At 65.1% G+C, this 22240-nt stretch carries 25 protein-coding genes; 8 read left to right on the top strand and 17 right to left on the bottom strand.

Translation table 11 applies throughout. The features are described from left to right. The first annotated feature begins 30 nt into the window (after nucleotides 1-30). The gene (locus IEX41_RS03515; protein ID WP_188788817.1) at nucleotides 31-618 is read left to right on the top strand and encodes a CAP domain-containing protein; all 588 of its coding nucleotides are present in this window, start codon (nucleotides 31-33) and stop codon (nucleotides 616-618) included. Here the strand turns inward: IEX41_RS03515 and IEX41_RS03510 are convergent. Together IEX41_RS03510 and guaD are read right to left on the bottom strand one after the other, a co-directional pair. Further along, a complete protein-coding gene (locus IEX41_RS03510; RefSeq protein WP_188788815.1) occupies nucleotides 615-1271 on the bottom strand; it encodes an NAD(P)H-binding protein in 657 nt (218 codons plus the stop codon). The genes IEX41_RS03515 and IEX41_RS03510 overlap by 4 nt on opposite strands. 53 nt (nucleotides 1272-1324) lie before the next feature. Next, complete coding sequence (gene guaD / locus IEX41_RS03505; RefSeq protein WP_188788813.1) at nucleotides 1325-2620, bottom strand: guanine deaminase; 1296 nt, start codon at nucleotides 2618-2620, stop codon at nucleotides 1325-1327. Nucleotides 2621-2742: 122 nt separating this feature from the next. Between guaD and mgtE the strand changes: the two genes are divergently transcribed. From mgtE to dps, 3 genes are all read left to right on the top strand, one after another. Further along, complete coding sequence (gene mgtE, locus IEX41_RS03500; RefSeq protein ID WP_188788811.1) at nucleotides 2743-4230, top strand: magnesium transporter; 1488 nt, start codon at nucleotides 2743-2745, stop codon at nucleotides 4228-4230. Beyond that, entirely contained in the window at nucleotides 4227-4781 is a 555-nt protein-coding gene (locus IEX41_RS03495) for a 5-formyltetrahydrofolate cyclo-ligase (protein ID WP_188788809.1), read from the top strand. Before mgtE ends, IEX41_RS03495 begins: the two co-directional genes overlap by 4 nt. A gap of 110 nt (nucleotides 4782-4891) precedes the next feature. Then, nucleotides 4892-5377, top strand: coding sequence for a DNA starvation/stationary phase protection protein Dps (gene dps / locus IEX41_RS03490; RefSeq protein ID WP_188788807.1), 486 nt, complete (start codon nucleotides 4892-4894; stop codon nucleotides 5375-5377). 578 nt (nucleotides 5378-5955) lie between these two features. Here dps and IEX41_RS03485 read toward each other — a convergent pair. From IEX41_RS03485 to IEX41_RS03450, 8 genes are all read right to left on the bottom strand, one after another. Continuing rightward, nucleotides 5956-6126 carry a hypothetical protein gene (locus IEX41_RS03485; RefSeq protein WP_188788805.1) on the bottom strand — a complete coding sequence of 57 codons (171 nt, stop codon included), beginning with the start codon at nucleotides 6124-6126 and terminating at the stop codon, nucleotides 5956-5958. A gap of 141 nt (nucleotides 6127-6267) precedes the next feature. Beyond that, nucleotides 6268-6426 (bottom strand): hypothetical protein, encoded by a 159-nt coding sequence (locus tag IEX41_RS03480; RefSeq protein WP_188788803.1) that lies wholly within the window; start codon nucleotides 6424-6426, stop codon nucleotides 6268-6270. Between the two features lie 367 nt (nucleotides 6427-6793). Next, nucleotides 6794-8017, bottom strand: a complete 1224-nt coding sequence (gene nqrF / locus IEX41_RS03475; RefSeq protein ID WP_188788801.1) for an NADH:ubiquinone reductase (Na(+)-transporting) subunit F — start codon at nucleotides 8015-8017, stop codon at nucleotides 6794-6796. A 13-nt stretch (nucleotides 8018-8030) separates the two neighbouring features. Next, a complete protein-coding gene (gene nqrE / locus IEX41_RS03470; protein ID WP_188788798.1) occupies nucleotides 8031-8639 on the bottom strand; it encodes an NADH:ubiquinone reductase (Na(+)-transporting) subunit E in 609 nt (202 codons plus the stop codon). Continuing rightward, nucleotides 8639-9292, bottom strand: coding sequence for an NADH:ubiquinone reductase (Na(+)-transporting) subunit D (locus tag IEX41_RS03465; protein WP_188788796.1), 654 nt, complete (start codon nucleotides 9290-9292; stop codon nucleotides 8639-8641). The genes nqrE and IEX41_RS03465 overlap by 1 nt, the downstream gene beginning before the upstream one ends. Next, entirely contained in the window at nucleotides 9292-10104 is an 813-nt protein-coding gene (locus IEX41_RS03460; protein WP_188788794.1) for a Na(+)-translocating NADH-quinone reductase subunit C, read from the bottom strand. The genes IEX41_RS03465 and IEX41_RS03460 overlap by 1 nt, the downstream gene beginning before the upstream one ends. Next, the gene (locus IEX41_RS03455) at nucleotides 10097-11296 is read right to left on the bottom strand and encodes an NADH:ubiquinone reductase (Na(+)-transporting) subunit B (protein WP_188788792.1); all 1200 of its coding nucleotides are present in this window, start codon (nucleotides 11294-11296) and stop codon (nucleotides 10097-10099) included. The genes IEX41_RS03460 and IEX41_RS03455 overlap by 8 nt, the downstream gene beginning before the upstream one ends. A gap of 3 nt (nucleotides 11297-11299) precedes the next feature. Continuing rightward, the gene (locus IEX41_RS03450) at nucleotides 11300-12646 is read right to left on the bottom strand and encodes a Na(+)-translocating NADH-quinone reductase subunit A (protein WP_188788790.1); all 1347 of its coding nucleotides are present in this window, start codon (nucleotides 12644-12646) and stop codon (nucleotides 11300-11302) included. 292 nt (nucleotides 12647-12938) lie between these two features. On the opposite strand from IEX41_RS03450, the gene IEX41_RS03445 reads away from it, so the two are divergent. Then, a complete protein-coding gene (locus IEX41_RS03445; RefSeq protein WP_308421485.1) occupies nucleotides 12939-13862 on the top strand; it encodes an FAD:protein FMN transferase in 924 nt (307 codons plus the stop codon). Between the two features lie 118 nt (nucleotides 13863-13980). After that, nucleotides 13981-14229: a (Na+)-NQR maturation NqrM gene (gene nqrM, locus IEX41_RS03440; protein WP_188788788.1), complete on the top strand. Its 249-nt coding sequence runs from the start codon at nucleotides 13981-13983 to the stop codon at nucleotides 14227-14229. A 4-nt stretch (nucleotides 14230-14233) separates the two neighbouring features. Here nqrM and IEX41_RS03435 read toward each other — a convergent pair whose 3' ends face one another. After that, nucleotides 14234-14416: a hypothetical protein gene (locus IEX41_RS03435; RefSeq protein WP_188788786.1), complete on the bottom strand. Its 183-nt coding sequence runs from the start codon at nucleotides 14414-14416 to the stop codon at nucleotides 14234-14236. An 87-nt stretch (nucleotides 14417-14503) separates the two neighbouring features. Here IEX41_RS03435 and IEX41_RS03430 point away from each other — a divergent pair, with 87 nt between their 5' ends. Continuing rightward, a complete protein-coding gene (locus tag IEX41_RS03430; RefSeq protein ID WP_188788784.1) occupies nucleotides 14504-15031 on the top strand; it encodes a CBS domain-containing protein in 528 nt (175 codons plus the stop codon). A gap of 261 nt (nucleotides 15032-15292) precedes the next feature. On the opposite strand, the gene minE is transcribed toward IEX41_RS03430, so the two are convergent. The 4 genes from minE to purD all read right to left on the bottom strand — a co-directional run bounded on the left by minE (nucleotide 15293) and on the right by purD (nucleotide 18787). Further along, nucleotides 15293-15562 carry a cell division topological specificity factor MinE gene (gene minE, locus IEX41_RS03425; RefSeq protein ID WP_188788782.1) on the bottom strand — a complete coding sequence of 90 codons (270 nt, stop codon included), beginning with the start codon at nucleotides 15560-15562 and terminating at the stop codon, nucleotides 15293-15295. Further along, the gene (gene minD, locus IEX41_RS03420) at nucleotides 15559-16407 is read right to left on the bottom strand and encodes a septum site-determining protein MinD (protein ID WP_188788780.1); all 849 of its coding nucleotides are present in this window, start codon (nucleotides 16405-16407) and stop codon (nucleotides 15559-15561) included. The genes minE and minD overlap by 4 nt, the downstream gene beginning before the upstream one ends. Further along, nucleotides 16407-17150, bottom strand: coding sequence for a septum site-determining protein MinC (minC, locus tag IEX41_RS03415; protein WP_229672909.1), 744 nt, complete (start codon nucleotides 17148-17150; stop codon nucleotides 16407-16409). Before minC ends, minD begins: the two co-directional genes overlap by 1 nt. A 374-nt stretch (nucleotides 17151-17524) precedes the next feature. Then, nucleotides 17525-18787 carry a phosphoribosylamine--glycine ligase gene (purD, locus tag IEX41_RS03410; RefSeq protein WP_188788776.1) on the bottom strand — a complete coding sequence of 421 codons (1263 nt, stop codon included), beginning with the start codon at nucleotides 18785-18787 and terminating at the stop codon, nucleotides 17525-17527. 84 nt (nucleotides 18788-18871) lie between these two features. Here purD and xseA point away from each other — a divergent pair, with 84 nt between their 5' ends. Continuing rightward, a complete protein-coding gene (gene xseA, locus IEX41_RS03405) occupies nucleotides 18872-20356 on the top strand; it encodes an exodeoxyribonuclease VII large subunit (RefSeq protein ID WP_188788774.1) in 1485 nt (494 codons plus the stop codon). Nucleotides 20357-20616: 260 nt separating this feature from the next. On the opposite strand, the gene IEX41_RS03400 is transcribed toward xseA, so the two are convergent. Then, the gene (locus IEX41_RS03400) at nucleotides 20617-21015 is read right to left on the bottom strand and encodes a hypothetical protein (RefSeq protein WP_188788772.1); all 399 of its coding nucleotides are present in this window, start codon (nucleotides 21013-21015) and stop codon (nucleotides 20617-20619) included. Between the two features lie 168 nt (nucleotides 21016-21183). After that, nucleotides 21184-22200 carry an alkane 1-monooxygenase gene (locus IEX41_RS03395; protein ID WP_188788770.1) on the bottom strand — a complete coding sequence of 339 codons (1017 nt, stop codon included), beginning with the start codon at nucleotides 22198-22200 and terminating at the stop codon, nucleotides 21184-21186. Nucleotides 22201-22240: the final 40 nt, after the last annotated feature.

Here is a 22240-nt window from a genome sequence, read left to right as displayed (position 1 = left end):
CCGCCCCGAGATGTCCGCGCCGGAGTTGCCATGAAGACCCTGTTTGCCACGACCGTCCTTTGCCTTCCCCTACTGGCCTGCGCCGAGATCGACGTCCGCTCTGATCCGGGCGCGGATCAGCGCAGGGGCGCTGCCGTGGTGACACCTGCTGCGGTCAGTACCTCACCCGCCACCAATGCGGCGCCGTCTCGCGACGGGACTGGTTCTGACGGGCTGTGGTACATGTACGGGCAGGGCAATGATGCACCCGATGCGGCAGTGAACCCCGGACAGGCGCTCAATGCCTATCGGCAGGCGCATGGTCTGCAGCGGTTGCAGCAGAACGGCCGGCTTGCTGCAGCCGCGCAGGCCCATGCCCGCGATGTGGCGCGTATGGGCAAGGTGGGGCACACCGGTTCCAACGGGTCGACCGTGGGGGCGCGCGCCAAGGCGCAGGGCTACAACTATTCCACCGTGGGCGAGAACGTCGCCTGGACCTCGCGCGGATTCCCGACCGTTATGCAGATCTGGGACGACTCGCCCGGCCATCGCAAGAACCTGCGCATGCGCGAGGCCACCCAGTATGGCATCGGCCGATCCGGCGACTACTGGGTGCTCGTGGTGGCCCGTCCGCTCTAGGCGCGGGCGAGCGCGCCGACCGCTGCGGTGATCGGCGTACTGCCGTCGGTAAGCTCGAGGATCTCGCGGCGGATGGAGGGGCGGTCGATGAGCTCGGCCAGCACCATGGCCACGCTTCCCCGGCTGACTGAGGCGTAGGGCAAGGCCTGCGACAATGCCACAGGGCGGGCCTCGTCGCTGTCGATAAGCGTGCCGGGGCGCAGGATCACCCAGTCGAACGCAGTGGCGGCGAGCGCCGAATCCGCGTTCTTCTTGGTTTGCATGTAGAATTCGAATTTCTCGTTCGGCTCCTTGCCACGCCCGGCGTCAGGCATGGCGGACACAAGGTAAAGCCGCGAGATGCCGTGCGTCCGCGCCGCGTCGATCATCCGCAGCGGGCCATCGCCGTCGATCTTCGCCGTCCGCTCGAGGCCGCTGCCCGCCGCACCGGCCGAGAACACGATGACATCATGCCCTTTGGCGAGCTCAGCAAAGCCGGAGCCGTCGATCTCCATGAGGTCGGCAAGGGCAGTGGCCGCGCCGGACTGCCTGAGTGCCTCGGCTTGGTCTGGGCTGCGGTGCAGTGCGGTGACCTCGTGGCCACGTTCGATGAGCAGGGGAAGCAGGCGGTGACCGACGCCGCCGGTGGCGCCGACAAGCAGGATGCGGGACATGAGGAGACTCCTTCGGTGATTGGCGCTGCCATCTAGGGCAGTGCCGCGCCAAGTCATCCCCGCATCGGCTTGCCTGCTACCCACGTGCCCGCGATGGCGCGGTCGTCGCCCATCATGATGGTGGGGAAAAGGGCCTCCCAGAGCGTCTCGGCCTCCGCGGCGCGCTGTGCGATGGCCGGGGTCGAGGCCATGTCGAGCACGGTGAAATCCGCCTCCATCCCCGGGGCGAGGTTGCCGATGCGGTCGTCGCAGCGCAGCGCCCGGGCGGAGCCCTGCGTCGCCAGCCACAGCAGTTCCGCCGGGTGGAGGGCCCGTCCGCGCAGCTGGGCGATCTCGTAGGCCGCCGCCATTGTACGCAGCATTGAGAAGGAGGAGCCGCCACCTGTGTCCGTTGCCAGCCCGATACGCTGGCCTTCGCGCAGCAGCCCGTCCATGTCGAAAAGGCCCGACCCAATGAAGGTGTTCGACGTCGGGCAATGCACCAGGCCCGCGCCGACCTCGCGCAGCCGGTCCCGTTCGCGCGGCTCGAGGTGGATGGCATGGCCGTAAAGCCCGCGCGTGCCCAGCAGCCCATGCGCCTCATAGGTGTCGAGGTAATCGCGTGCGCTGGGGTAGAGCGACTTGACCCAAGTGATCTCGTCGGTCTGCTCAGAAAGGTGGGTCTGCATCAGGCAGTCCGGGTTCTCGGCCCACAGAGCGCCGAGCGCCTCGAGCTGCGCTTCGGTCGATGTGGGCGAAAAGCGCGGCGTGATCACATAAGCGGCGCGGCCCTTCCCGTGCCAGCGCTCCAGCAGGGCGCGGCTGTCGTCATAGGCCGATTGCGCCGTGTCACGCAGGAAGTCGGGCGTGGTCTCGGGGCGGTCCATGCAGGTCTTGCCTGCAAAGACGCGCATGCCCCGCGCCTCGGCCGCCTCGAAAAGCGCATCCACCGACGCGGGGTGGATGGTGCAATAGCTGCACACGCTCGTGGTGCCATGGGAAAGCAACAGGTCAAGGTAGCGCCCGGCCACGTCACGCGCATAGGCGGGATCGGCAAAGCGCCGTTCCTCGGGAAAAGTGTAGAGGTTGAGCCAGTCAATCAGCCGCTTGCCCCAGCTCGCGATCATCGCGGTCTGCGGATAATGTGCGTGCGCATCGACAAAGCCTGGCACGATGAGGCGCTTGCCGTGATCCTCGACCTCGGCTTCGGGGTGGGCCGCGCGCAGTTGAGCTGCGTCACCCACGGCCACGATCCGGCCCACGTCCACCAGCATCGCGCTGCTGATACGCACCGCGTCGGGCCCGGCTTCGGTGGGGGCGGCGTCGAAGCTCAGCACCTGGCCGAGATGAAGGGTGGTTGCTTTGGGCATGAGCGATCTCGTCTGGGAACCATGGCACGATGGCCTCGGGGGGGCGGAAGTGCAATGCGCCCCTGTTGCATCTCGCGCCGATATCCTACCATTTGCGCGAAACGCAAGGCAGCGGAGCAGGCATGACCGAAGCGACCGAAAACAAGACCCGCCCCGAGGACGAAGAGCGCGCCGAGGATCAGCCCGGCGATCCTTCGGACACCCCGAAGGACCCCGAGGACGGCCCCGAGCTCCCGCCTGAAGAGGACGGGCCCAGTGACGACGACGCCTACGCGCTGCAGCCGAAATCGGTAGCCGCCATCCTTTATGCCGTGGACGTGGAGGACCGTGAACAGCTCGTCGAGCTGATGGAGCCTCTGCACCCCGCGGACATCGCCGACCTTCTCGAGCAGATCAACGCCTACGACCGGATGCGGCTGATCAAGCTTTACGACAAGGAATTCGACGGCGACATCCTGTCGGAACTCGACGAGTCGATCCGCGAGGACGTGATCGCGGCGCTGCACCCCGAGGTGCTGGCCGACGCGGTGCGGGATCTCGAGACCGACGACGTGGTCGACCTGATCGAGGATCTCGACGCGGCGCAGCAAAGCGCCATCCTCGGGGTGCTCGAAGAGGGCGACAGGGTCGCGGTCGAACAGTCGCTGACCTACCCGGAATATTCCGCTGGCCGCCTGATGCAGCGCGAGGTGGTAATGGCCCCCGAGCATTGGAACGTGGGTGAGGCCATCGATCATCTGCGAAGCTCGCAGGATCTTCCCGATCAGTTCTACCATCTTGTGCTGGTGGATCCCAAGCTTCACCCGGTGGGCAATGTCACCCTTGGCCGGCTCATGGCCTCGCGGCGCGAGGTAAAGCTGGCGGATCTCATGGAGGAGACTTTTCACGTCATCCCCGCCACCCGTCCCGAAAAGGACGTGGCCTATGCGTTCAACCAGTATCACCTGATCTCGGCCCCCGTGGTGGACGAGAATGAACGGCTGGTTGGCATGATCACGATCGACGATGCCATGGCCGTGCTCGACGAGGAACACGAGGAAGACATCCTCCGCCTCGCCGGTGTGGGCGAGGAAAGCCGCCTGTCGGACACAGTGCTGGAAACCACCCGGCAGCGCTTCCCCTGGCTGGCGGTGAACCTCGTGACGGCGATCCTTGCCTCGCTGGTGATTTCGCAGTTCGAGGCGGCACTGGCGCAGGTGGTGGCGCTGGCGGTGCTGATGCCCATCGTCGCCTCCATGGGCGGCAATGCTGGCACGCAGGCGCTGACCGTGGCGGTCCGCGCGCTGGCCACCAAGGACCTTACCGGCTCAAACGTCTGGCGGATCATTCGGCGCGAGATCGCCGTGGGCCTCGTCAACGGCGTGGCCTTCGCGGTGATCATGGGCCTCGTGGGCCTTGCATGGTTCGGCTCTCCGGCGCTTGGGGTGGTGATCGCCTCGGCGATGGTCATCAACCTGGTGATCGCGGGGCTTGCGGGGATCGGCATCCCGGTGCTGCTCGAGAAGCTGAAGGTCGACCCGGCGCTGGCCTCGGGTGCCTTCGTGACCACGGTGACCGACGTTGTGGGCTTCTTCGCCTTCCTCGGCCTTGCCGTGCTGGTGCTGCTGTGAGCCTCGCCGAGGCCAAGATCGAAGCGCGCAAGGCCGCCCGCGTCCGCCGCCGCGCGGCCCACGCGGCCGATGTCGGCGCGGGGGCAGGGCGCCTGTCCGAGCTTTTGGCTGGTCATCGTGGCGTGCCGCTGTCGGGCTACATGCCCATCCAGTCCGAGATTGACCCGATCCCCGCCATGGCCGAGGCCGCGGCCTGGGGTCCGGTCGCCATCCCGGTGATCGAGGCCGAGGCCGAGCCGCTGCAGTTCGCGCTGTGGGAGCCCGAGATGCCGCTCGTCGATGGCCCGTTCGGCGCGCGGATTCCCCAGTCGCCTGTGTTCATCCGCCCCGAAATCCTTATCGTGCCGCTGCTGGCGTTCACCCGGGAAGGCTCGCGGCTGGGCTATGGCGGGGGGTTCTATGACCGCACGTTGCAGGCCCTCCGGGCGTCAGGGCCAGTGCTCGCGGTGGGCTTTGCCTATGCCGCGCAGGTGGCCGAGGCACTGCCCTTCGACCCCAACGATGAGCCTCTGGACCTCCTCGTCACCGAGCGTGAAATCATATCGTTCTAGCGTGGAACCGGTCGCGGCTTTCGACGTTGTGACACCGAAGCCCGGCAGCGCGCCGGGGCTGCGACACCCGCAGCACCTAGAATTTTGACGCACGAGTGAGGAGCCGATCCATGCCGCAGAACTTTGTCCCCTTCCTGAAGGAAAACGCCCGCACCGAGATGATCGAGCTGCTGAACGCGCGGCTTGCCGACACCATCGATCTGGCGAACGCCGTGAAGCAGGCGCATTGGAACATCAAGGGCGTCGGCTTTATCGGTGTGCACGAATTGCTCGATGACGTCGCGGATCACCTGCGTGAAGGTTCGGACCTGATGGCAGAGCGGGTTGTCATGATGGGCGGGCTTGCGCAGGGTACGTCGAAGACCGTCGCCGAGAAAAGCTCGCTTTCGGCTTACCCGACCGAGATCGTGAAACTCGACGATCACGTTGAGGCATTGGTCGAGCGCTACAACGATTTCACCACCAAGCTCCGCCAAGGCATCGAAGCCGCGGACGAGGCCGGTGACGAGGATACCGCAGACCTTCTCACCGAAGTGAGCCGTACCGCTGAGAAAGATGCGTGGTTCATCGGCTCCAACGGCAACAAGGCGGTTTGAGCTAACTCAAGGCATGTACCAAAGGCGTCGCGTTCCCTCACGCGGCGCCTTTTTATGTACGTGCCTCACAACCTTGGCCTCTGCCTTGCTTTGCCCAGCCGCTATGTAGAAAGGGAGGCAAACGAGGTCGGGCAAACCGACCACAGTGCTTTCTCCCATCTTGCACAGACGTCCCCAAGGCGAGGGAACAGCAAAGAAAATAGAAACATTGAGCAGGTCTGCGCGGCATCACGTGTGGCGGCTCCCCCACTTGGCACGCCGCAGCGCTGTCGCCGGATGGGAGGCGGCCCCCGTCCGGCGCGGGCCCAGCATTCTACAGTATAGGCTGGCACACGGCATGCGGTTCAACTCGGAGCGGGAACACTCCCTTTTCACTGACACCGCGTCTGACTGTGACATTTCTTGAGTTCCCCAAAAGAGAGGCCACCGGCTCGCGCTCGCGTATGCGGGCGACCAGCAGCAGCTGGCAAGCGCCTGCTCCAAGGTCATGGCGCACCTGCTAAGAGCGCCAGTGCCTCCTGTTGGGTCCCGTGATCTCCGCCAACGCCCTTCGGTGAGGGCGGCATCCCCTTGTTCGCTTAATCCGTCAGATCGGTGAAGACGAGGTGAACATTGGCCGGCTGACTGCGCAGCCGCCGCATATCAAGTTCCGCGCCGCGCCTTTCTAACGAGTAGCTGAAGCGCCCGCACTGGCTCACAATGTGCGCGACCACCCCCGGGTCCGACATGGCGCCATAGACGAGCACCAAGTCTGTTCCGCTGAACCCTGACTGCCGGTCGAACCTGTAGTCACGTCATGACAGCTCAACCACCCCCAACGCCTAATCCGCGAAAGCACGCGGTTTGTAGACTTCCAGATCGAGCACCTGTGCCGGTCGCCGCACCTGCTGTCATGGCGCACGCGGTGCCACCGGGCCGCTCCCCTCCACCAGCCGCGCCTGCACGTCAGCAGTGTGCCAGAACGATGGCGCCTGCCGTCCGTCCTTGAGGATCGGCAGCGCCATGATCATGGCCACCCCGCCAAGGAGCAGCTTCCAGCCCTGCGTCAAACCCAAATCTCCCTTGGCCCATTGCGCTGTCATGTGCTCCGAAGATCGCCGCCTTAACGCGAAAGCCGAAGGGCCCGATCAGGGCGCTTAAGGCAGGGAGGCCGACAATGTAACGCGTGGCCCCGGGCCGGATGACGCGCCGCCACGCCTTCTTCTCGTTCCAAATACGCCGGGGGGGACTTGCGCAGCCAAGGTGGGCGGAGCCCCCGTCAGCCTCATCGCCGGGCGCAGGGCAGAGGGCAGCGCCGGACAGGTCCGGCCGGGCAGTCAGGGGCAATGCCAGACACATTCGGCTGGGGGGCGACGGGCCAACGCAAAAGGGCCGCGGATCTCTCCACGGCCCTCCTAACTGTTTCCGGTAACGGCATCAGCCGCCGAAATCGTCCAGCATGATGTCTTCCCGGTCCACGCCCAGATCGAGCAGCATGTTGATGACCGAGCTGTTCATGATGGGCGGGCCACACATGTAGAACTCGCAATCCTCGGGTGCCGGGTGGTTCTTGAGATACTCTTCCAGCAGCACGTTGTGGATGAAGCCGGTGTAGCCGGTCCAGTTGTCGTCCGGTTGAGCGTCCGACAGAGCCACGTGCCATTCGAAGTTGTCGAACTCCTCGGCAAGCTGGTCGAAGTCCTCGACGAAGAACATCTCGCGCTTGGAGCGGGCGCCGTACCAGAAGGAAATCTTCCGGTCGCGGTTCTCGAGCCGCTTGAGCTGGTCGAAGATGTGGCTCCGCATGGGCGCCATGCCGGCACCGCCGCCGATGAAGACCATCTCTTTCTGGGTATCGCGGGCGAAGAATTCGCCGAACGGGCCGGAAATGGTGACCTTGTCGCCGGGCTTGAGGTTGAAGATGTACGACGACATCTGACCAGCGGGGATGCCGGTCGAGCCCGGGGGAGGCGAGGCGACGCGGACGTTAAGCATGATCATGCCCTTCTCGTCCGGATAGTTCGCCATGGAATACGCGCGTTCGATGGGCTCATCCACCTTCGACTCGTACTGCCACAGATTGAACTTGTCCCAGTCTTCCCGGTACTCCTCGGCCACATCGAAATCGGTGTACTTCACGTGGTGCGCAGGGGCCTCGATCTGGATGTAGCCACCGGCGCGGAAGTTCACGTCCTCGCCTTCGGGCAGCTCCAGAACGAGGGCCTTGATGAAGGTCGCAACGTTCTCGTTGGAGCGCACGGTGCACTCCCACTTCTTCACGCCGAAGACCTCTTCGGGCACCTCGATTTCCATGTCCTGCTTGACCGCGACCTGGCAGGACAGCCGGTCGCCGCAGGCGGCCTCACGCTTGGTGATGTGCGATTCCTCGGTTGGCAGGATCGACCCGCCGCCCGAATGCACCCGCACCCGGCACTGCGCGCAGGTGCCACCACCACCGCAGGCGGAGGGGACGAACATCTTCTGGCCCGCCAGCGTCTGCAGCAGCTTGCCGCCGGACGGGACCGAGATGGTCTTCTCGCCGTTGATGGTGATGTTGACGTTGCCCGAGCTCACCAGCTTCGAGCGGGCCGCGAGGATCACGGTCACCAGCACGATCACGATCACCGTGAACAGCGCAACGCCTAGTCCGAAAGTCATCATGGGTTGCGTCTCCTTACAGGTTCACGCCGCTGAAGGACATGAAGGCAAGAGCCATCAGTCCGGCGGAGATGAAGGTGATGCCAAGCCCCTGCAGGCCATCGGGGATGTCCGAGTACTTGAGCTTTTCGCGAACGCCCGCCATCGCGGTGATCGCCAGCGCCCAGCCGAAGCCCGACGAGATGCCGTAGGTGGTCGCCTCGGCGAAATCGTAGGAGCGTTCCACCATGAACAGCGAGCCACCAAGGATGGCGCAGTTCACGGTGATCAGCGGCAGGTACACACCCAGCGCGTTGTAGAGCGGCGGGAAGTACTTATCGAGCACCATCTCGAGGATCTGCACCAGCGCCGCGATCACCCCAATGTAGGAGATCAGGCCGAGGAAGGTCAGGTCCACGTCCGGGAAGCCCGCCCAGGACAGGGCGCCCGGGGCCAGCAGGTAGTTCAGGATCAGGTTGTTTGCGGGCACGGTGATGGCCTGCACCACCATGACCGAGACGCCGAGACCGATCGCCGTTGCAACCTTCTTGGACACGGCCAAGAAGGTGCACATGCCTAGGAAGAAGGACAGCGCCAGATTCTCGACGAAGATCGCCTTTACGGCAAGGGATACGAGCCCTTCCATCAGTGAGCCTCCACCGTCTGGATCTTGTATTCACGCTCTTCGACCTGCGCCGGCTTCCAGGTGCGGATCGCCCAGATCAGCAGGCCGATAATGAAGAACGCCGAAGGGGGCAGCAGCAGCATGCCGTTCGGAACATACCAGCCGCCGTTGTTCACGGTCGGCAGAATGGTGATGCCGAACAGCGAGCCTGCACCAAAGAGTTCGCGGAAGAAGCCCACGATCAGCAGCAGCAGCCCGTAGCCAAGCCCGTTGCCGACGCCGTCAATGAAGCTCGCCACCGGCGGGTTCTTCATGGCGAAGGCCTCGGCGCGGCCCATCACGATGCAGTTGGTGATGATGAGGCCCACGAACACCGACAGGGTCTTCGAGATCTCGTAGGCATAGGCCTTGAGCAGCTGATCCACGAGGATCACCAGCGATGCAATCACGACCATCTGCACGATGATCCGGATCGAGCTGGGGATCTGGTTGCGCAGCATCGAGATGAACATCGAACTGAAGCCGGTCACCATGGTCACCGCCAGCGCCATGACAAAGGCCACGGACATGGACGAGGTCACCGCGAGCGCCGAGCAGATGCCAAGCACCTGCAGGGTGATCGGGTTGTTGTCGACCAGCGGGTCGACGAGTTGCGAACGATAGGTCTGTGCCATCAGTCGATCTCTCCTGCTTGCAGCCGCTCGAGGAAGGCACCGTAGCCGGTTTCACCCATCCAGAAGCGCACCAGGTTGTGCACCCCGCGCGAGGTCAGCGTGGCCCCCGCGAGCGCGTCCACGTAATACTCCTGCCCTTCGGGCGGCGCGGACTTGGCGACGGTGATCGCCAGGTCGCCATCTTCGGCGAACAGCTTCTTGCCGTTCCACAGAGCACGCCAGCGCGGGTTGTCCACCTCGGCGCCAAGGCCGGGGGTCTCGCCGTGCTGGTAGAACTGCAGGCCGAAGATGTCGTTGCCGTTCCCCTCGAGGGCGATGAAGCCGTAGAGGGTCGACCACAGGCCGTAGCCTTCGATCGGCAGAACCACCTTGTCGATCCCGCCCGCGTCGTCGCGCAGGATGTAGACCATGCGGAAGGCTTCCATGGAGCCACCGAGACCGGCGGGATCCTCGTCAAGCGCGCGGATGATCGCGGGGTCGTCGGCGGCCGCGAGGTCGCCGAAGCTGTCGATGTCAAAGTCTTCGGTGAACTCACCGGTCGAGAGATCGAGCACGTGGGGCTCGAACGCCTCGAAGGCATCGTTCACCGGAACGGTCTCGTCGTAAACGCCCGCCACCTGCAGGACGTTGAGCCGCATGTCGCGGGTGGCGTTCTCTTCCTGCACCGGGCGCAGCGAAACGGCGGCGGCGGACACCACGATCGAGGCGACGAGGCAAAGCCCCACGGCGACGGTCACGGTCTTGGCTATGCTGTCGGGCGGCAGATCCAGGAAGCGCCGGATCGGGCCCTTGTGTTCCTGTACGTCAGACATTGCGCTTTGCCCTCCGTTTGATGTTGGCCTGGACGACGAAGTAGTCGATCAGCGGTGCGAAGACGTTGCCGAACAGGATGGCCAGCATCATGCCCTCGGGGAATGCGGGGTTCAGCACACGGATCATCACGACCATGAAACCGATCAGGATGCCGTAAATGTAGCGCCCTGCATTGGTGTGCGATCCCGACACCGGCTCAGTCACCATGAACACCAAGCCGAAGGCATAGCCGCCCACCACGAGGTGCCAGTACCACGGCATCGCGAACATCGGGTTGCTGTCAGACCCGATGAAATTCAGCAGCAGGGAGAAGCCGATCATGCCCGCAAGGCAGCCCACCACCATGCGGTAGTTGGCGATCTTGGTGAACAGCAGGAAGCAAAGACCGATGAGCGCCGCCAGCGTCGAGGTTTCCCCTAGCGAGCCCGGAATGAAGCCAAGGAAGCTGTCCCACCATGTGAAGCCCTGTGCGGCCAGTGCCTGCATGCCGTCGGAGGCGGTCACGGCCAGCGCGGTCGCGCCGGTGAAGCCGTCGACGGGCACCCAGACGTTGTCGCCCGACATTTGCGCCGGGTAGGCGAAGTAGAGGAACGCACGGCCCACGAGGGCAGGGTTGAGGAAGTTCTTGCCGGTGCCGCCAAAGACTTCCTTGCCGATCACCACACCGAAGATGATCCCCAGTGCCACCTGCCACAGGGGGGTCGTGGCGGGTAGGATCAGCGTGTAGAGCATTGAGGACACGAGGAAACCTTCGTTCACCTCATGCTTGCGGATGGTCGCGAAGATAACCTCGAAGATACCGCCCGCGACCAGCGTCACGATGTAGATCGGCAGGAAATACAGCGCCCCGTGGGCCATGTTGGCGAGCGGGTTGGAAGCGTCGAAGCCGATGCCGAGGGTTTCGATGATCGCCGCGCGCCAGCCCGATGCACCGTATTCGGCGATGGCGAGGTTGCTCTGGTAGCCCGTGTTGTAGAGGGCCATCAGGATGCACGGGATCGTTGCGATCACGACGTAGGTCATGATCCGCTTCATGTCGATGTAGGACCGCGCGTGGGGCGCGACCGTGGTCACCGTCTTCGGCGTGTAAAGGAAGCTTTCGACCATCTCGTAGATGGGGAACCACTTCTCCCACTTGCCGCCCTTCTCAAAGCTCGGCTCGATCCGGTCGAAAAAGTTACGCAAGCCCAAGGTTCACCCCTCTTTCTCGATCTTGGTGAGGCTGTCGCGCAGCGCCAGCCCGTATTCATACTTGGCCGGGCAGGCGAACCCGCAGAGCGCGACGTCTTCTTCGTCAAGCTCGAGCACGCCAAGCGCCTGTGCCGTGTCGGTGTCCATCACCAGCAGGCTGCGCAGCAGCTGCGTGGGCAGATAATCCTGCGGCATCAGCTGTTCGAAGGTGCCGATCGGCACCATGGCGCGGCGGCCGCCATTGAGGTTGGTCGTCAGCTTCACCTTGCGCATCTTCGCCAGCGCCGAGCCGAGCACCGGCTGGAACGCGTACTTGGACGGCATCGGGCGGATCCAGCCCAGTGGGATCTGCTTGCGGTCTTCCTCGATCAGCGTGATCTGGCGGGCATAGCGGCCAAGGAAGGCGTTGACGCCCTCACCGGCACGGCCCGACAGGACGGACCCCGAAATGATGCGCACCGGCAGATCGCCGGGCAGATCGTTCGCGGCGAGCTCGGTCATCGACGCACCGGCCTGCGTGCGCAGAAGGCGTGGGTTGGCACAGACGGGGCCGGCGAGCGCTATGATCCGCGAACTGTCGTGCTGACCGGTGATAAGAAGGCGGCCGATCGCCAGCACGTCCAGGTAGCCGATGCTCCAGACGGTGCGCTCGGTGGTCGGCGGCTCGAGGAAATGCATGTGCGTGCCGGCAAGACCAGCGGGGTGGGGGCCCGAGAAGCTGGCGGCAGTGATGCCGTTCAGTTCGGCGCCGGGCAGCGCGTCGCGGTCGGCCTGGCACAGGTAAGTGTTGCCGCCCGACAGGGACGCGATTGCCTCGAGCCCGCGCTCGAACGCCTCGGGCTCCGCGAGGATCGCGATGGCGGGGTCGGCGGCCAGCGGTTCGCTGTCCATGGCAGTGACGAAGATCGCCGCCGGGGTCGACGCGGGCGCCGGTACCTTGGAATAGGGACGGGTGCGGAATGAGGTCCACAGGCCCGCGGCGCAAAGCCGTTCGACCAGACCCTCGCGGGTACTCACGTCACCGACGGCCGAGAAATCGACGGGCGCGGCCGCGCTGTCGTCCACCTCGATCTCGATGCTGATGAGCTTGCGTCGCGCGCCGCGATTGATAGCCTTGATCCGACCGGACACCGGCGAGACGATCAGCGCCTCGGGCATGTCCTTGTCGAACAGAACCGGCGCACCGCGCGCAATCACATCACCTTCTTCGACCTGGATCCTTGGTTTGAGGCCGATATAGTCGGCTCCCAGGATGCCGACGGTGCCCACTTGCGTTGCATCCCCGACATCAGGAGCAGGCGCTCCCTCGATCGGGAGGTTCAAACCTTTGCGTAGCGTAAAACGCTTCACCTTCGTCGCCCTCTTTTCGGAATCTCCGCTGGCTTTTGCAACAGACTGGCGCGAAGCGAAACCGCATACCGCGGCGGACGGCAAAAATTTTTGTGTTGTAAACCCACCCAATGTCGCGGAAAACGCCACCTGATCCGCTCATATCCGTTACGCCGATACCAGGCCGACACCAGCAAGAGGTTCGTTCGTGCACACCCCGATCAAGTTTTCCCGCCGTTCCTTCATGGTCATGCCGCTGGCATTCGCAGCCTGCAAGCCGAGCGCAGAAGTTTTTGAAATCAGCGGCTTGACGATGGGAACCTCCTACAACATCGTCGCCGTGGACAAGGGCAGCAATGTCGCCCGCGCCGATCTTCAGGCCGCCATCGACACCGCCCTCACCGAGGTCAACGGCCAGATGTCGAACTGGGATTCGGGCTCCGAGATCTCGCGCTTCAACGCTGTGCAAACAGGCGACGCCTTCGAGATGTCCGGCCCTCTCGGACACGTGATGCAGGCCGCTGCCGACGTCAACCTGCGCAGCGAGGGCCGCTTCGACACCACCATGGGCCCGCTCATCGAGCTTTGGGGCTTTGGTGCCCCCGGCGAGCGGTCGATGCCTGCCGATGTCGAGATCGAGCGCGCGCTGGCTGCCTCTGGCCATGACAACACGCTGTCGGTGGGCGAAACCAGCCTGTCGAAGGTGCGTGGTGACGCGCAGGTCTACCTTGCTGCTATCGGCAAGGGCTACGGCGCGGACCGCGTCGCCACCGCTCTGGAATCGCTGGGAATTTCCGACTACATGGTCGAAATCGGCGGTGACCTCTACGCCTCGGGCCGCAATCCCTCGGGCCAGCCCTGGCAGATCGGCATCGAAAAGCCGGACTCGCTGACCCGCGGTGTGCTCGACGTGGTCGGCATTTCGGGCGTTGGCCTCGCGTCCTCGGGCGACTACCGCAACTACTTCGAGCGGGACGGCAAGCGCTTCAGCCACGTGATTGATCCGGCCACTGGTCGCCCGATCGAGCACCACACCGCCGCCGCCACCGTCATCGCCGAGAACGGCATGATGGCGGACGCATGGGCCACCGCGATGCTGACCCTTGGTCGCGAGCGCGGTCTCGAGATCGCCGAAGCTCATGACATTGCCGTTGTTTTCATCGAACGCGATCACGCGGCGGGCGAAGGTCAGTTCAAGACACACGCGAGCTCGCGCTTCGGCGCAATGACCGCCTGAATGCGCCACAGCATGGGTTGACCGGCGCGCGCCGGTCCCCATCTAAGGCAATAGCCCCGGCCCTTCGGTGGGCCGGGAGCAGACGAAAGACATTTCTTTCGACGGAAAGGACGCCCCCATGACCACCTTCGCCCTGACCTTCGTGGTCTTCCTCATTGTCATGCTGGGCATGGCACTGGGCGTCATGCTCATGGGCAAGCGGATCAAGGGCAGTTGCGGCGGTCTCAACGCCATCGGCGATGCGGATCAATGCCTTGTCTGCAAAAAGGAAATCGACCCGGATAGTCCGCTGCGCGAGCGCCTGAGCGATTGCCCACGCGCCCGCAAGATGCTGGAGCGCGCAGGCGCCGAACCCGAGGCGCGCTAAGCCTTTAGCCCGCGTCCAGCGGCACGAATCCAAGCACCGCGAGGCCCGCGGCGGCGAAGGCTCCGAACAGCCAGAGCTGCCATCGCGGGCCTTCCTGTTTCCAGACCCTGCGATACTGGTAGCCGCTCAGGCAGGACAGCACGAACAGGATCGTGGCGAAGAGGGGCGTGAGGCTCAGGTCGTCCAAGACAAATCTCTTTCTGGTTTTTCGCTTTTCCGCGTTATGCTTGTTGCGGCACGCAACGGCAAACACTTCGGAGGAGGAGCGTTCACCATGCCTACATCCTATCAATCCCCCATGCGGCAGGACCACGAGCCGCAGCGCAGCAAGAGCCAGGGCGCCCAGAGCAACCTTGCCGCCGGCACGATTCGGGTGTCGGACCTGCTTGGGCGCAAGGGCAACGACGTGCATTCAATCCGCCCGCAGGACACGCTGGCGTTCGCGGTGGAGCGGTTGAGCACACTGCGCATCGGTGCGCTGGTGGTCACCCATTCGACCGGCGCCTTGGCAGGTATCCTGTCCGAGCGCGACATCGTGCGGAAGGTGGCCGATGTCCAGGGCGGCGAGGCGCTTGAGCTGACGGCGTTCGACGTGATGACCCGCGAGGTCGAGACGGCGGACGAGGACGAGCCGCTTATCTCTCTGCTGCGCCGGATGTCCGAGGGACGATTCCGTCACATGCCCGTTCTGGACGAAGACGATACCCTTGTCGGCATGATCACCATCGGTGACGTGGTGCACCATCGCCTGCTGGAACTCGAGCACGAGGCGCTTCAGCTCAAGCAGCTGATCGTTGGCTGACTTTTCAGGCGGTATCGGTGGCGGACTGTTATCCGGCCCTGCACCGCGAACCGGAGGGGGCCGAAGCCTGCACCGTCACGTGCGATGTGGGCGCACCTTGGCCTGTCTTGGTCAACCAAGATGGGGCGGCCTGCCTTCGTTGATCACGATTGGCCAAGCCATGGCAATAAAATAGGGGCGAGCCAATGCTCGCCCCCTCGATCGTTCCGGCGGACCTTGGCCCGCTGCCTGCAATGGTGGCCCGGAGGCCCGGTCAGAGGTTCAGGGCGTGGTCGCCCCGGGAAGCTCGATGTTGATCTCGAGGCTCGACATCTCGTCACCGCGTTCCATGCGGATGTCGACGTCAGTCTCCTTGATCGCAACGTGCTTACGGATCGCCTCGACGATGTCGCGCTGCAACATGGGCAGGTAATCGGGCTGCTTGCCGCCACCGCCGGAACGTTCGTGCGCGAGCAGGATCTGCAGGCGGTTCTTGGCGGTCTCGGCGCTCTTGGGGCGGCGCGGCCTGCGCGCGAAGCTGAAGATGCTCATGACGCCCGCCCGAAGATCCTGTGCAGCAGGCCCGGACGGCGTTCGCCCTCGATGCGCATCTCCACGTCATTGCCCACGAGGCGGCTTACCGCGTCTTCATAGGCCCGGCCCGCGACCGACGGCTGGTCGAGCACCACCGGTGTGCCGGTGTTCGACGCCTTCAGGATCGCCTGGCTTTCCGGGATGACGCCCAGCAGCGGCACCGCGAGGATTTCCAGCACGTCCTCGACGGTCATCATCTCACCGCTTTCGACACGGACAGGATCGTGGCGGGTGATCAGGACCTGGGCCTTCACCGGCTCGGAATCCTTGGTTTCGGCGCGCTTGGTCTGGCTGCTGAGCAGGCCGAGGACGCGGTCGCTGTCGCGGACCGAAGACACCTCGGGGTTGGTGACGACCACGGCCTCGTCGGCGAAGTGCATGGCCATCTGTGCGCCATGCTCAATGCCTGCAGGGCTGTCGCAGATGATATAGTCGAATTCCTGCTTGAGCTCGTCCAGCACCTTCTCGACGCCCTCCTTGGTGAGGGCATTCTTGTCGCGGGTCTGCGAGGTCGGCAGGATGCTCAGGGTGTCGAGCCGCTTGTCACGGATCAGCGCCTGCTTGAGCCGGGCATCGCCCTGGATCACGTTGATGAAATCGAACACGACCCGGCGTTCGCAGCCCATGGTCATGTCGAGATTACGCAGGCCCACGTCGAAGTCGATGACGACCGTCTTGAAGCCCTGCTTGGCAAGCCCTGCCGAGATTGCCGCTGATGACGTGGTCTTGCCCACGCCGCCCTTGCCGGACGTGATCACGATGACCCGGCCAAGAGGCGCCTTTTCCTTGAGATCTGTAGTCATCAGATCACCTCCACACGAAGTTGTTCGTCTTCCAGATAAATATGCGCGCAGCCGTCCTTTGAGACCGTCGCGAGGGTTTCGCTGGTCTGGTAGAGGCCGGCAATGGCGATCAGTTCCGCGTCGAGCTTCTGGCAGAAAATGCGCGCGGTCTCGTCCCCGTGCATGCCTGCCATCGCCCGGCCACGCATCCGCCCGTAGATGTGGATGGAGCCCTTGGCAACCAGTTCCGCACCTGACGCGACCGATCCGATGATCGTCAGGTCGCCGTGTTCGGCAACCACCATCTGTCCCGAGCGCACCTGGCCCTTGATGACCTTGTTCTCGGCCTCGGGTTCGGCAAGCCGCGAGCGGCGCTTGGCGCGCCGGTCCTCGGGGGAGGGGGCGTCGCGGCCGGGGGTGACCTCGATCAGGCCCAGTTCCTGCAGGGCATCTTGCGAGACGGTGCCACCGCTCTGCACGCCGAAGACCCGCAGGTTGCGGCGGCGCATGTTGGCCACCAGCACCCGCAGGCGCCCGGTTTCGGTGGTGCCCGGCGCGTTGCTGAGGTCGAGGACCATGGGGGCTTCGTCGTAGAACTGCGGCGTCTGCTTCAGCTGCACGTCGAGATGTTCGTAAAGGGCGTCGATGTCGTCCTCGGCGTCGATCCGCAGCGCGAGTGCCGTGAGGAACCGGCCTCGGATCTGGAACGGGGCGATATGGGCCGACGCGGGGTCCCGTCGGTTCCTGGCGGTTGTGTCAGACACTTGGGTCCGGTGCTCCTGCTCATTGGCGGCTCGCGACTCAGCGCCGCTCCGCTCTTGTCGGGTGTCCATTCTTCACGAATGGGAGAGTTGGCGAAAGCGGGTTCGCGCCGTTTCAGCGATAACCCGCCGTTGTTTTTTGCCCAAGAGGCGGGAAGGGGGCTCTGCCCCCTCTTGGCGCGCAGCGCCAATTCACCCGCCGGCGTATTTTCAAAGAGAAGAAGGGCGGGTGGTGTCTCTGCCTTCGCTTTGTGGACGGCTGGCGCGTTGCTTGTGGCTGGCGCCAGCCATTGTCTTTGGTGGCCGCTGGCTGGCCTCGCCTTGGGCGCGTACCGGCCAATGTCGCACTTTACAGTGCGCGCCAGCCAATGTCGTCTTTACAGTGCGCGCCAGCCAATGTCGCGACGGCAAAAGCCCTGCGGCCAGTCCACCGCATCCACCAGCGCGTAGGCCCGCTCCTTCGCCTCGGCGAGGGTGGCACCGCGAGCGGTGGCGTTCAGGACCCGGCCCCCGGTGGCGATGACCTTGCCGTCCTTCAGCGCGGTGCCCGCGTGGAACATCTGGGTGAAACTGTCTTCTGTGAGGGCGTCGAGGCCGCCAATCTCGGTGCCTTTTTCGTAGGCACCGGGGTAGCCGTTCGCAGCGAGCACCACGGTCATGGCGTGATCGTCGCCCCAGGTTACCTGCATGTCGCCAAGGCGGCCCTCGGCGCACGCGTGGATCAGGTCGAGCGCCTGTGCGCCGAGGCGCATCATCAGCACCTGGCATTCGGGATCGCCGAAGCGCACGTTGTATTCCACGAGGCGCGGCTGGCCGTGTTCGATCATCAGACCGACGTAGAGCACGCCGGAATAGGGCGTCCCGCGACGAGCCATTTCCGACATGGTGGGGCGCACGATCTCGTCCAGCGCCTTTTGCGTAACCTCGTCAGTCATGATCGGGGCGGGGGAATAGGCACCCATGCCGCCGGTGTTGGGGCCGCTGTCGCCTTCGCCGACGCGCTTGTGATCCTGAGCGGTGCCGATGGGCAGCACATCCTCGCCATCGACCAGAACGAAGAAAGATGCCTCTTCGCCGGTCATGAATTCCTCGATCACCACCTCGGCGCCCGCGCCGCCGAAGGCCCCGCCGAACATGTCGTCAATGGCAGCCTCGGCCTCGGCCACGGTGGTCGCGATGATCACGCCTTTGCCCGCGGCAAGCCCGTCCGCCTTGACCACGATGGGCGCGCCCTGATCCTGGACGTGGGCCTTGGCCGACAGCGCATCGGTGAAGTGGCCGTAGCCTGCGGTGGGGGCGTGGGCGGCGTCGCAGATCTCTTTGGTGAAGCTTTTCGACGCCTCGAGCCGGGCTGCGGCCTGCGAGGGCCCGAAGACCGAGAAGCCCGCCTCGCGCAGGGTATCGGCGACGCCCGCGGCGAGCGGTGCCTCGGGGCCGACGATCACGAGGTCGATGGCATGGGCTTCGGCAAAATCCACCACGGCGCTGCCATCCTCGGTATCGAGCGACGCGCATTCCGCGATCTGAGCGATGCCTGCGTTGCCTGGTGCGACGATGAGCTTATCGCATTTGGGGTTCTGCATCACCGCCCAGGCCAGCGCGTGTTCGCGCCCGCCGCCACCTAAGATGAGGATGTTCATGCGCCGTCTCCTGCCTATGCCTTGGCCTTGCCTGCGGCGCGTTCTAAGGTTGCGGCCAAGTATAAGCAAGCGAGCAGGCCAATCATGTCTCTGATCGAGGACGAGCCCGGAAACACCCCTGAATTCACCGTGTCCGAACTCTCCGGCGCGGTGAAGCGCACCATCGAGGGCGAGTTCGGCTTTGTCCGTGTCCGGGGTGAGCTGGGGCGGGTGACCGTACCGCGCTCGGGGCATGTGTATCTCGACCTCAAGGACGACCGCTCTGTGATCTCGGGAATCATCTGGAAAGGGGTTGCCGGCAAGCTCGAGATGCGGCCCGAAGAGGGGATGGAGGTCATCGTCACCGGGCGCATGACGACATTTCCCGGACAGTCGAAATACCAGATCGTCATCGAGGACATGCGCCCTGCGGGCCTCGGCGCGCTCATGGCGATGCTGGAAAAGCGGCGTGCGGCGTTGCAGGCCGAGGGGCTGTTCGATGCCTCGCGCAAGCAGGCGATCCCATATCTGCCGGAAGTTATCGGGGTCGTGACCTCGCCTTCGGGGGCGGTGATCCGCGACATTCTCCACCGGCTGCGCGACCGCTTTCCGCGCAAGGTGCTGATCTGGCCGGTTGCGGTGCAGGGCAAGGCAAGCGCCGGCGAGGTGGCGCGGGGGATCGAAGGGTTCAACAAGCTGTCCCCCGGCGGCGCGCTGCCACGGCCAGACCTCATCATCGTCGCCCGTGGCGGCGGATCGGTTGAGGACCTGTGGGGCTTTAACGAGGAAATCGTGGTGCGTGCCGCCGCTGCCTCGCAGATCCCGCTGATTTCCGCCGTGGGGCACGAGACCGACACGACCCTCATCGACCACGCCGCCGACCGGCGCGCGCCGACGCCCTCTGCGGCGGCCGAGATGGCGGTGCCGGTGCGCATGGAGCTGCTGGCCTGGGTCGACCAGGCGGGCGGGCGGATGACCGGAGCACTGGCGCAGCGCATCGACGCGCGCGGTCAGCGGCTGCGCGATCTGGCCCGCGCGTTGCCGCGCGCGGACACGCTGCTGGATTACCCGCGTCAGAGGCTCGATCTGCTGGCGGACCGGCTACCCCGAGCGCTGATCCGCGGCACCGAGCAGCGGCGCGTGGCGCTGTCGGATGCCGCCGGGGCGCTGCGTCCATCGCTGCTGGGACGGACGCTGTCGCAGGCCCGCGAGAGCCTTGGGCGGCGGACCGACAGGCTGTCCATCCGGCCCATTCAGCGCGAGATCGTGCAGGGGAGGGATCGGCTCGACACCCTGACCCGGCGGCTTGAGGAGGCAGGCGAGCGGCGGATCGAAGCGCCCTCGCAGGCGCTCGGGTCGCTGTCGCGGCTGCTGGAGACACTGAGCTACAAGGGCACGCTGGCGCGCGGATACGCGGTGGTGCGCAGTGGCGAGGGCCACGTCCTGGCCAGCAAGGCCGAGGCGCGCGATGCGGCGGGGCTCGAGATCGAGTTCGCCGATGGAAAGCTGGCGCTCGGGGGCAGTGCGCCCAAGTCGTCGGGCAAGGGCAAGGCCGCGAAGCCGAAGCCCGAACAGGGGTCTTTGTTCTAAACAGAGTGGGCCTTCGGGATGATCCGAAATGGCTGTTTGGCGGGGGATGTCGGAGGGCGTGGATGTCGCGGCGATTTGCGTCGTCCGGATAGGGATATGGTGGCTGGTCCGCGAGCGTTTCGGGAAATGGTCTTCTGAGGCGATGCCTTGCCGCCTTCTTGACGGAAGGGGACATGGGTGCTCAGCGTCTCAGCGTCTCAGCGTCTCAGCGTCTCAGCGTCTCAACCTGAAGCGCCCAACAGGGCGCTAATCGACAGAGCTCAGACTCCGATCTCGGGGCCGAGGCAGACCATCGGCTCGTCGTTCTGACGGGCCTCGTAGAGGACGGTGCTGGCGGGATCGTTCTCGAACACCGCGCGCAGGCCCGAGCCTTCGCGGAAGAAGCTCCAGCATTGCGGCGCAGGCTCGTCCTCGTAGACGAAGCAGATCAGCCCGGCCTTTTCCTCGTACCATGTACCGTCCTTGCAGCGCCCGTCGAGGAAGGACCAGCGCACGCGGCGGTCGCCGAGGTATTCCTCGACCCCGTAGGCAGATCCCTCCATGCCGAAATAGAGCGTCTTGCCCGTGACGTAGTTTTCGAACTCCGCGCCGGACATCGGCTCGGCCGCTTGGGCTGAGACGGGCAGGGCGAGGATGGCGGCGAGGATGAGATGGCGCATGGCCCGACACTGCCAGAGCACCGCCGGGCTTGGAAGAGCCGAGGTGGCGCGAAGGCCGCGAACAGCGTGACTTTGCCGTGATGTGACCCGAGGGTGCCGCTCCGGCCAGCGTCTTCGAGATTAGCGCTCTGTACCAGCCTTTGATACTGGTCTGCGATACCTGCGCCGCTATTGCCAGCGCCGTGCGCGGTGATCCATCAGACGCCGCCACGCGGGTGGGACTAGGGCGATCACCGCCATCACCGGCAGCGATTGCGGGAGCATGGGCATTTGGGTCCGGTCGAGGGAGAGGCCGGGGTAGGGGCGCTGCGGATGGGCGTGGTGGTCCGAATGGCGCGGCGCGTTCAGCATCAGGCCGGAGGTGAAGCCATGCGGCGCGTTCCAGCTGTGCCGTAGGCTGACCGGCTCGGGCCGGCCCGGAGCGACCTCGCGGCGGCGCAGGCCGTAATGCTGCACGTAATCGGACAGCAGGAGCTGCGCCTGCGCGTAGCTTGCAAGGCCCAGCAGCACCAACACGCCCTTGCCCCCGGCAATCCCGTAGGCCAGCGCCAACGACAACGCCGCGCCGATCCCGTAGACCGCGTAGGGATGCAGGCCAGCGCGCCGCGTGCTTCGGCGGGCACGCAGGGCAGTCTCTGCCCGCAGCCCCTGCCGGAAGCTGCCGATCCATGCGCGCGGTGCAAAGGCATAGAAGCTTTGACCCAGAGGGGCCGAGTTCGGGTCGCGGTCGGTGGCGGCGTGGACGTGATGCACGCGGACATGGGCCGAGGCATGGTGTCCGAAGAGCAGCGAAGAATAGACCGCTACCCCCAGCCGCCGCAGCCCCCGCGCGGGACGGTGGATGAGCTCGTGGGCGTTGGAGTTGCTCACCTGCCCGAAGAACAGCCCCAGCGCCACGAACAACACCACGCGGGCTGCGGTTTCCATCCCGGTGGCACCTGAAACCACGTAGGTGCCGCCATAAAGCAGGGGGAAATGCAGCAGCCCCAGCAGGGTGGCAAGGCCGTCTCCTGCGGGGAACTCCGCCTCTGGGTGGTCGGGTGCGGCCAGCGCCACGATGCGGTCCATGAAGAAGGCGACCACCGTGATATAAAGCAGCGCCATCACTGCGAGCCAGCCGCCAAGCGTCAGCCCCGCCAGCAGCAGGGCGACCATGGCCAGCGTCAGGATGGTGAAACGTGCCATGCGCGGCTCCCTCTGTCGCATCCGGCATAGCAGGCGGGCA

Origin of the sequence: Salipiger pallidus (genome assembly GCF_014643635.1) — a bacterium.
GTDB classification, from domain to species: domain Bacteria; phylum Pseudomonadota; class Alphaproteobacteria; order Rhodobacterales; family Rhodobacteraceae; genus Salipiger; species Salipiger pallidus.
Note: the sequence above shows the minus strand (reverse complement) of the source record. Positions and strands in the feature narration are given on the sequence as shown.